The 9,993-nt window shown below is 37.1% G+C and carries 11 protein-coding genes and 1 pseudogene; 11 read left to right on the top strand and 1 reads right to left on the bottom strand.

Annotated elements, in window-relative coordinates:
• From P9B04_RS08145 to P9B04_RS08095, 11 genes and pseudogenes are all read left to right on the top strand, one after another.
• Nucleotides 1-1,037: M48 family metalloprotease (locus tag P9B04_RS08145; RefSeq protein ID WP_342054494.1), on the top strand; the 1,037-nt coding region annotated here is incomplete at its 5' end.
• Between the two features lie 43 nt (nucleotides 1,038-1,080).
• Complete coding sequence (locus P9B04_RS08140) at nucleotides 1,081-1,482, top strand: COP23 domain-containing protein (protein WP_342054493.1); 402 nt, start codon at nucleotides 1,081-1,083, stop codon at nucleotides 1,480-1,482.
• A gap of 21 nt (nucleotides 1,483-1,503) precedes the next feature.
• The gene (locus tag P9B04_RS08135) at nucleotides 1,504-1,755 is read left to right on the top strand and encodes a hypothetical protein (protein ID WP_342054492.1); all 252 of its coding nucleotides are present in this window, start codon (nucleotides 1,504-1,506) and stop codon (nucleotides 1,753-1,755) included.
• Between the two features lie 96 nt (nucleotides 1,756-1,851).
• Complete coding sequence (locus P9B04_RS08130) at nucleotides 1,852-2,127, top strand: hypothetical protein (protein WP_342054491.1); 276 nt, start codon at nucleotides 1,852-1,854, stop codon at nucleotides 2,125-2,127.
• Nucleotides 2,128-2,151: 24 nt separating this feature from the next.
• Nucleotides 2,152-2,709, top strand: a pseudogene (locus P9B04_RS08125) (S1 family peptidase); the annotation flags it as partial.
• 14 nt (nucleotides 2,710-2,723) lie between these two features.
• Nucleotides 2,724-3,641 (top strand): DUF4344 domain-containing metallopeptidase, encoded by a 918-nt coding sequence (locus tag P9B04_RS08120; protein ID WP_342054490.1) that lies wholly within the window; start codon nucleotides 2,724-2,726, stop codon nucleotides 3,639-3,641.
• A 68-nt stretch (nucleotides 3,642-3,709) separates the two neighbouring features.
• On the top strand, nucleotides 3,710-4,996 hold the full coding sequence (locus P9B04_RS08115; protein ID WP_342054489.1) for an RNA-guided endonuclease InsQ/TnpB family protein: 1,287 nt from the start codon (nucleotides 3,710-3,712) through the stop codon (nucleotides 4,994-4,996).
• Nucleotides 4,997-5,067: 71 nt separating this feature from the next.
• Nucleotides 5,068-5,646 (top strand): orotate phosphoribosyltransferase, encoded by a 579-nt coding sequence (gene pyrE, locus P9B04_RS08110; RefSeq protein ID WP_342054488.1) that lies wholly within the window; start codon nucleotides 5,068-5,070, stop codon nucleotides 5,644-5,646.
• 469 nt (nucleotides 5,647-6,115) lie between these two features.
• Nucleotides 6,116-6,337 (top strand): DUF2811 domain-containing protein, encoded by a 222-nt coding sequence (locus tag P9B04_RS08105; RefSeq protein ID WP_342054487.1) that lies wholly within the window; start codon nucleotides 6,116-6,118, stop codon nucleotides 6,335-6,337.
• Nucleotides 6,334-6,549, top strand: a complete 216-nt coding sequence (locus P9B04_RS08100) for a hypothetical protein (protein WP_342054486.1) — start codon at nucleotides 6,334-6,336, stop codon at nucleotides 6,547-6,549. The genes P9B04_RS08105 and P9B04_RS08100 overlap by 4 nt, the downstream gene beginning before the upstream one ends.
• A complete protein-coding gene (locus tag P9B04_RS08095; RefSeq protein ID WP_342054485.1) occupies nucleotides 6,542-6,868 on the top strand; it encodes a hypothetical protein in 327 nt (108 codons plus the stop codon). Before P9B04_RS08100 ends, P9B04_RS08095 begins: the two co-directional genes overlap by 8 nt.
• On the opposite strand, the gene P9B04_RS08090 is transcribed toward P9B04_RS08095, so the two are convergent.
• Nucleotides 6,865-9,540 carry a PAS domain S-box protein gene (locus P9B04_RS08090; protein WP_342054484.1) on the bottom strand — a complete coding sequence of 892 codons (2,676 nt, stop codon included), beginning with the start codon at nucleotides 9,538-9,540 and terminating at the stop codon, nucleotides 6,865-6,867. The genes P9B04_RS08095 and P9B04_RS08090 overlap by 4 nt on opposite strands.
• Nucleotides 9,541-9,993: the final 453 nt, after the last annotated feature.

Below are 9,993 nucleotides of genomic sequence, written 5' to 3'. Positions count from 1 at the left end.
GACATCTGCCTATTCTAGCTTATAAAGGGTATAACAAGAGCGGATTTGGTATTACCTTATTAACCAGCCAATCATTGGTACTTGCCAACCCCGAAACCCCACCTTCTAGTGATATCCATCCCATGTATCAAAAAGCGCAGCAAGAACTGCCCAAAAACTATTTTGCTGTTTATGCTATTACCGATCGCATTGCCAGGGCGAATAACCTCGATAAGAAACCCTGGCGCATTGTGGTTACTTCTAATTATGTGGTCAACGCTTATGCCTCTGATACGAATCTCCTTACCTTTGAAGCAGGTTTAATGGATCAGTTAGAAGGAAACGCTTCGGCTTTAGCCTGTGCCATTGCCCACGAAATGGGGCATCATGTCAAGCAACATTTAGGTTATGGTCCAGCTAAACAACAACAGGCAAAACTCGAAGAAATTGAGAACGCTGAAAGAGAAAAATTAATCGCTGAGCAAGATGCAGCCACTCAAGCGGCATTAGGAGTCGGAGTGGCTGCTGGTGCTGCACAAGTGGGGAATCAAGTCGGAGGGCAAGCTGGTGGCATTATTGGTGCTATTGGTTTATTGATCGGGGGTGCTGCTCAACAAAATGCCCAGAATATTGAGGAAATTAAAGCAAAAATAGAACAAGAAGCTGAACAAAGATACAATCAGCGTTTAATGGAAATCAGTCATAGCTACGAATTAGAAGCAGACGAACTGGGCTACAAATATAGTGTCAAAGCCGGTTTTGATCCCAACGGTTGTGTTGAGGTGATGGAACTTTTAGGGAGAATGCCAGGAGCTCAATTAAAAAATATGACTCATCCCGTACCGGAAATGAGAAGTGAAAAAATTAAGGCTTTAATGGCAAAATACCCCCCTGAAACCTTAAAAGCTGAAGGGAAAACCATTCTTAATGGCAAACGAACCCCCTTGAAATATGAAACGTTTAGTTATCAAATTGAAGATGGAGGAACCCGTTCTGGTTTAAGAATTCTACCCATTACAGGAAGTACCACAGATGATCTCCAAAATTATCTGCAATAGTTAAATTTTCTTCCCTTGAATAAGTCAAATTCAACAAAAAACTATGTCTATAAAAAAAACATCATGCTCCCTCATCGCTACAGTAACGATAAGTACATTGCTAGGTATTTCTGCTCCTAGTAATGCTCAATCAGTTCAGTTCGATTGTGCTACAGACGAACAAAATACTCCCACCACTTATGCCCAAACTCCTGGTGGAATTGTCCAAATTTTTAAGTGGACTAGCACTTTTTTTAATCCTCCCTATACTCCAATTCAACGATGTCAAGAAGTTGCAAAACGACTCAATGAATTTCAACCAGATCATTTAGTTGCAGGCACTGTCAATAATTACAATGTGATTTGTGCTGGTACAGCTTGCGACTCCAACGGAGGTAATATTTTATTAACCCTCAGACCGGATCAAAATCCCGCTCAAGTGTTAGCAGAGATTGATAACACTTGAGATGCTGCTGGGGGTCCTTCTATGCAATTAGGAAGTAGTTCTAATGGACAAAAGAAACCTCAAAAAAAAACTAATTTATTTCAAACAAGTAATGGTTCTGTAGTACTCAATTTAAGGGGTTATATCCAGTCTGCTCCTAAAATTCCTCGTAATCTATCGGGGGCATCGGATAGTAACAATAACCGTAATTTTGAAATTCTTGAGCAACAGCCAATTACCGTTCCTTCTAATACAACAAATCCTTCTGGTTCATCTCGTGGTATAGCTTGGTAGGCTAATAAACCTGACAATTTAAAAAATTTTTTGTTCCCTAACCTAATCATTAACTTTCCTATTACTGTCCGAAATAAAACGATAAAATCCTAATCAATGAAAAATTTTTTAACAACGATTTTGTTTGGTTTTGCTTGTTTTTTAACTGGGGTTGCAACTCAATATCTCTTGCCAGTTGGGAGTTGGAATAAATGGATAGACTGTGAGGAAATTGAGGACATTATTATTCCTTCAACCTTATCAGAAAATTCTCAGACAAATGATCTTCCATTAAACAACAAAGAACAAGAAATTAAAACTTATGCTCAAAAAATTACCGTTAAAGTTTTCTCGGGTCAAAATTCAGGATCAGGGATTTTAATTCGGCAGTAAGGTAATGTTTATCAAGTCTTAACCAACGATCATGTATTACTGTTTGGCAGGCAAAAGCAAGCCTATCAAATAAAAACCCCAGACGGCAATATTTATGAAGCAACCCCTGCTAATCAATTTGATTTTCAAAAATACGATTTAGGAGTTTTACAGTTTATTAGTGACCAAGATTATGAAGTTGTTTCTTTTTCAGATTCATCCTCTGCTAATATTGGGGAAAAAGTTTACGCAGCTGGATTTCCTTACATAACAGAAAACACAGATAATGATGGCTTTACTTTTACTACGGGTACAGTTAACTTGATTAGTGACTTATCTTTTCGAGGTGGCTACAAAATTGGTTACACTAATGATATTAGAAAAGGCATGAGTGGAGGACCATTATTAAACGAAAAAAAGGAAATTGTTGGCATTAATGGCCGGCATAAATATCCAGCTTGGGGAAATCCTTATATTTTTGAAGATGGAACCACAGCTTCTCCTGAAAAAAAGGAAGAAATGAGTCAATATAGTTGGGCAATTCCGACTCAAACTTTCTTAAGATTAACATCAAATTTCAGATTTAGGTTAATTAATGATTAGGTTATATATTCAAAATGAACTATCAATTTATATCCTTTAAAGTTTTATCAAAATTTTTCTTTACCCTGTTTTTTATAACCCTAGGTTTAACAACACCTACTACAAAAAATGAAGCTCAAAATAATAAAGTTGGTCGATTTATCTTACAATATCAGCCTAGTTCCTCCAATCAAGAAGTTGAAAAACTTATAAGAAAGACTGAAGTGTTTGATCTAATTATTTCTAACTTAAATAGTTCAGGATTGATTATGCGAGAAGATATTTCTGTCTTATTTAAAGATTGTGGTACGGCTAACGCTTTTTGGAGTCCCTCAAACCGACAAATAATCATTTGTTATGAAAATACAAGTTATGATGTGTTTCTTTTTCATGAAAAAGCAGGATACCCCATAGAAGAGGCTCTAGACAAATCAATTAATGAGACCATTGTTACCTTTTATCATGAATTAGGTCACGGTTTAATTGATGTTTTATCCTTGAGTGCAGTAGGAAAAGAAGAAGATACAGTGGATGAATTTGCTGTAATTATGTTATTTAGAACTTTTCCCGCTGATGTAGCAGCAGAAATGGTTTTAGATGCCTCAGAATTTTATGAACTGTTATATAAAGAAGGACGTAGAAGTCCACGATGGGGTGAACACGCACCTCATGATAAAAGACTATTTAATTTAGTTTGTTTGGTTTATGGAAGTAACCCACAAAAATATGCCAAAGTATTTATTGAAAAATTTGAATTATTAGATAATAGTAATACGGCCAGACCAGAGCAAATAAAACGACGAGCTAGGATGTGTCAATCTGAATTTGTTCAAAAAATGGATAGTTGGAATAAGTTATTATTGCCTCATTATGCTACAGAAAATCCCAATCAAACTGGTAACAAACCCTCTGGTAATTTTAATGGTTCTTCTCGTAGAGGCACTCATTGGTAAGGCTAATTTGTCGTTTCCTTGATTGAGTTTTACACACAAAATAAGCTTGTGTAAGCTAGAATAGTACCATGCTAACAATGACCTACCAGTACAAGCTATCACTAACTCCTGAACAGATTGCCACTATTGATCAAAATCTTGATGTGTGTCGTTCTGTCTGGAACTTTGCGCTACGGCAGCGTAAAGACTGGTGTGCTTCTCGTAAGTCCCCTGTCAATGCTTGTTCGATTCGGTCCGAATACATCATTTCAGCCGAAGAACCTTTTCCCAACTATCAGAAGCAAGCTCAACAACTGACAAAAGCTAAGAATCAATATCCTCAACTAAAAACAGTTCATTCTCAAGTTATCCAGCAAGTTTTAAGAACTCTCGACAGAGCTTGGGATGAGATGAAAGCCAGAGGTTTTGGTTTTCCACGCTTTAAGAATAAGTATGGTCTGCGTTCGTTTGTCTTTCCACAGTTGGGGAAAGATCCCATTAGAGATGATGCTATCAAGTTTCCTAAATTGGGATGGGTTCAATGGCGACTCTCAAGACCAATTCCAGAAGGGTTTGAAATCAAGCAAGCAAGGATAGTTAGAAAAGCTTATGGTTATTTTGTGATGCTGTCACTACAGTTGGATGTTGATGTTCCTAGTCCTATGCCTCACGGTCATCCAAGAGGATTAGACTTGGGCTACGACAAGTTTGTTGCAACAAGTGACGGTGAAGAGATTAAGCGACCCAGATTTCTCAAGACTCTACAAGGTAAGCTGAAATTGCTACAACGTAGGTTAAAGAACAAGCAAAAAGGGTCAAATAACCGACACAAATTAAACCAAAAAATAGCTAGGCTACATCAGCGTATTTCTGATACCAGAAAAGACTGGCATTTTAAATTAGCTCATCATCTGTGTGATGGTGCTGGCATGATATTTGTCGAAGACATTAACTTTGTTAGTTGGCAAAGAGGAATCCTCTCAAAGCATAGTGCTGATGCTGGCTTTGGCCAGTTTGTGAACATCTTAGAGTGGGTATGTTTTAGGAGAGATGTGTACTTTGCCAAGGTCAACAAGGATGGTACGAGTCAGACTTGTCCCAACTGTGGCGCACACACTGGAAAGAAAACTTTAGATGTCAGGGTTCACCACTGTAATGAGTGTGGGTACACCACCACAAGAGATGTAGCAGCTAGTCAAGAAATTAGAAATCGAGGCATAATCGCCGTCGGGCAGATGGGATCGGGTCTGCTTGCGTCCTCTGAGGAAACCTCAGAGGCGTTCCGACCCAAAAATGTCTGTGGACTCAGAGCGACGGGGAGCATCGGGTACGATGTTCTAGTTGGTGGGGAACGAAGCAGAAAACTAGCATTGTGAGGTGTTAGAATCCCTCGTTTTCAACGAGGGAGTATGTCAAGATAACTATTGTGATCTGTGAGACTTTTTCTATGATTTCCGTTGCAACCGCCGATTTATCAACGTTACGCACCTATGTTTTGGATTTATTCGTCAAATTAGCTTACCGAGAAGGGGACTTTACCCTCTCGTCCGGTCAAAAAAGTAGCTACTATATCAATGGAAAACAGGTCACACTCAAAGCTGAAGGAGCTTTAGCCATTGGTCGTTTACTGCTATCTATGTTACCCCCCGACACTCAAGGGGTTGCAGGATTAACTTTGGGTGCTGACCCCATCGTCAGTGCAGTAAGTGTGGTATCTGCCTACGAAAAATGTCCTATTCCTGCCTTAATTGTTCGCAAACAAGCAAAAGGTCACGGAACCCAAGCTTATATCGAAGGACCAACTCTTCCCCCAGGAACCCCAGTGGTTGTTCTAGAGGATGTGGTAACAACAGGGAAATCGGCTATGTTGGCTGTGGAAAGATTACAAGCAGTCGGTTACACCGTTGATACGGTGATCGCTTTGGTGGATCGTGAACAGGGAGGGGCTGCTTATTACGAAAGTCGAGGGCTAAGGTTTCAGAGTTTGTTTTCCATCACCGACATACAAAAATACTATCAACAATGAACCGAGAGCAACTAAATAATCCATAATTGAATTGAGTAGGGTTCTTAAACAAAATTTTCATTGGGGATTTTCCCAATTTTTTTCACATCTCTATCAAGATTTTCCACAGATTCCACTAAGTTTTCCCCAGGCTGATCTGATTTTTCAACAAGGAAAGACCAGGCAATAGACTTCTCGGAATTAGTGGGGAAAAGTGTTCATTGGCTCCTTGTTTAAAAAAGACTAATTACTTTTTTAGTATCCTATGTTAGTATACATAGGTCTGAGATAAACCTTAGGATAGTTGAAGTGTATAGCTACAGTTATTGGGGATTTTTAGAGCTTAAGTTATTCTAAAAAATAAGTGACTCAGAATACTAATTAAATTTAAGTAATAATTATTAGTTAATTTCATACATTGAATTATGATTTAAAAAATAAAATAACACCAACCTTTTCTATTTTGTAGTTGTTTTTATTAGGAAAAAGCATGAAAAAGCCCATCGCTCTTGAAGTAGAAATACCAGAAGAAACCTATGTTTTACTTACAAGCTTTATTGAAAATAATGCTCCTTTAGGATTTAACGAAGTAGTTTCCCTAGCCGTTTCCAGTTTCCTTAACAATCAACAAGCACCCCTAAATTCTTATCAATCTTGTCTATCTAACATATACGACCAAGCCAGCACTTCACGCCAGATTTTAGAACAATGAAAACAAAGAAATTAATTCCCCTTCCTTGGAAAACTAGAGAAAGAATTAAGGCTTTCTCCCAAGTTTTTCCTGATGTTCCTTTATTAGAAAGTCCAACCACAGGGGATCAATTGTCCAAGGTAATTGATCGACTTCAGCCCATCGCCAAGTCAGAAAGTGCTGCTTTTTCTTTATTGCGAGAATTAGATTCTTATCGGTGTTACGGTGAATAATTCTCAGGGTAGAAAACGGTTCATTTTTGATCCAGTTAACCTTTTAATTGCGGTGATTATCATCACCGTAATTCTTATTATTGCCCTTACTAATTTGTTAGAAAATCCAGAAAATCGTCAAATACGACAAACGGCTGAAAAAAAACTCAGATTATTTGCTAGAGGTTATAGTCTTAACGCCATTGACTGTGAGGGAATTGACAGCAATAAAAATGGGTGGGTTAACTGTCGAGCCGACGATCGCAAAGGAACAATACTTCACCTAGAATGTCCCTATAATTTTCCTGAACCGGAATGCCGTTACATAGAGAAAAATTAACCTAATTTGAAATAAAAAGTCGCTCCTTCTCCTAAAACGCTTTTGGCCCAGATGCGTCCACCATGACGACAAACAATACGTTGAACAATAGAAAGACCGATTCCAGTACCTTCAAAGTCTTTTTGAGAGTGTAACCGTTGAAATGCTGCAAACAATTGATCGGCATATTTCATATCGAAACCCACTCCACCATCAGCGATAAAAATAGTACCATCTTCTAGAGTGTTGATTTCAATTTCAATGGGATCGCATCCCCGACTAAACTTGATACTATTTTGCAATAAATTAATAAATACTTGTTGTAGTAAGGCCGCATCACCCAAGACTACGGGTAATTGTCCGATATTAAATTTAATGGACTGATCTGGAACAGAAAGAAGATTAATGGCGGTTTTTAGCAGAGAATTAAGATTTACTCTATGGTAAACCAACTCACACCGTCCTACCCTTGATAAAGTGAGTAACCCATCAATTAATTGAGCCATTTTTTCGCTGCTCTTTTTGATAACTTCTAAATAATGGTTTACTTCAGAATCTTCTGGGATCTCACTATTGATGAGAGTTTGTTCTAAAGCATTGACAAAACCGTTAATATGTCGCAAAGGTGCGCGTAGATCGTGGGAAACAGAATAACAAAAAGAATCTAATTCTTGATTAGCGGTTTCTAGTTGGCTGGTTTTTTTCATCAATACTCGTTTTGTTTCGACCAATTCCGTCATATTACGGGAGGTTACCAAAAGCGCATAAATGTCTCCTTGAGAGTTTTTCAGAGGAACCTTATAAGTGTCAAAATGGCGATCGCCCTCCGATACACTAATGGTTTCTTCGAGGTGGAGAGTTTCTCCTGAATTAAACACCTGTTGGTTTTGTTGAATCAAATAATTAGCCACCTCCGCAGGAAAACACTCAGAAACGGTTTTTCCTTCCACCTCTTTACGGTGTTGAAAACCAATCCCTTGGGCGAAAACTTGATTACAAAACAAAATTTTCATTGTGTTTCGTTCTACTACATAAACAAAGTCAGGAAAGGTATTTAATAACATTTCTAATTCTGCGGTTCTTTGGGCGACTCGTTCCTCTAATTGTTGATTTAACCGTTTAATTTCTTCTTCTTTCTCTTTTTGTTCCGTGATGTCTTCAGCTAACCCTGTCACACGGACTAATTCTCCTGTTTGATTCTTCACCAAAAACCCTCGATCTCTGATCCACCGTAGGGTTCCATCGGATCTAATAATGCGATATTGACAGTCAAAGTTACCTTTAATTAATTTTTGAGACAATTCTTTTCTAACTTGTTGTTGATCTTGGGGGTGAATAGTCTCTATCCATTGTCTGGAATTTTCATATAGATCCTTGGGATCATAGCCCCAAATATCTTTACAAGCTGGACTTACATAAACACTTTTTCGATAGTGGGGATCACTTTTAGAAACTTCAGTTATCCAAAATACTTCATGGATATTTTCGGTCAATTGACGAAATTTTTGCTCGCTTTCTTGTAAAGCTTTTTGTGCGTGTTTTCGTTGGCTAATATCCCGAGAATTAGCGACAATTCCCTTGATATTAGGATTGTTTAGTTGATTACTGGCTACTGTCTCTAACCATACATATTTGTTGTTTTTTGTTTGATAGCGATACTGAATGGTAACGGTTTCTTGAGGATGATCAAGTAGTTTAGAAAATGTTTTTACTACTCTGATGCGATCGTCGGGATGTATTAAATAAAAGGTTCTTCTCAGTTGCATTTCTTCGATAGAAAAGCCATAAATTTTATCAGCAGCAGGAGAATTGTAAACTAGCTGTCCCTCTCTATCAAAAATTGAAACAATATCAGAAGAATATGTAAGTAATGCTTGTAGTTTATTTTTGCTGGCTTCTTTTTCTTTTTCTGCTTCTTGACGATTTCTTTCGTTGCTATAGCCTTTAATTAAGTTAGCGCAGGTGGTTAAGAAGGGTTGTAAATAGTTGATTAAATTCTGATCGTAACCTCTTTTACAATTGGCAATACCAATCACTCCTACTAATTGATTATTTTGGTCAATGGGAAGTCCTAAAAAAGTATTTAAAGAGCAATTATCTATAGCCCCAACTTTTTGTCTAGGATCGGTGCTAGGATGATTGATAATCACAGGATTTCTCTCGGTTATGACTGCATCAAAAAGGGTCCTTAAATTGTGAAATTTTATTCCTTGGATAGCATTAGTGTCGTAATTTTTCCTTGTTTTTTCATTCCAGGTGATCTGAGTTAATTCATAGGTCTCTAGATAATTATTTCCTCTAGCTTTCATGTAGATTTTGTCTAAATAGGTTTGTCTTTCCTTGCTGTAGAAAACTTCTCCAATAAAACTATACTCGCTTTCGGTTAGGATTAATAAATTTTGTAATAAGTCATTGAATAAAATCGTGGGATTTACATCGGCAATAAATTGGGACTGTGCTAAACTAATTGCTTGTAATAGTTGATGGCTTTTTTTTTCTTTGGTAATATCTTCACTTATACAGACTAAAGACGCGGGATTATTCGGCTCTTGTTTTCTTAATTGTTCTTCTAGTTTTTGATTTTTGATTTTTTCTTCTTCTAATTGGTGCTTAATCTGTTTAAGATGTAGCGATCGCTGGAAAAGTAGCAGTGAAGTGAGGACAATAACTGTAAAACTTAGTATATTTATCATGTTTCCTCGTAATGACAATCAAAGATACAAAAATGTCCCGACTTATTATTGTGCGGCAATATCATAACCTATCATTTTTCTTCTAAAATGATATTATTATTATTTTTACTTAATCCACAAGAGTAAAAATTACTACTTTTATATTTGATTGATTAGTTTAATAATAGTTGTTAGATTTAAAAAATGAACAATACTTAAAGGGAATAAGCGTTGTGATTTAAATCACGGCATTTTTGGTGTAATTAGCCTTCAAATATAAGAATAATACTTATTTTAAACAGTTCTTGTTTTTTTGCTAATTAGTTAGTACCCGATTATGATTAGAGCAAATCCTACCCGAATGCTAGTTGTAGAAGATGATCCCAACGATATTGAACTAATTCAACTAGCTCTAAAAAATTAGTATCTTCTCAAAAAGCCAGGGGTCACTCGCTGCGAAAACTTAGGCCAAAC

This window comes from Crocosphaera sp. Alani8 (assembly GCF_038442745.1).
Taxonomy (GTDB): domain Bacteria; phylum Cyanobacteriota; class Cyanobacteriia; order Cyanobacteriales; family Microcystaceae; genus Crocosphaera.
The sequence above is the reverse complement of the archived record's forward strand: the minus strand, read 5'-3'. Positions and strand labels throughout refer to the sequence as shown.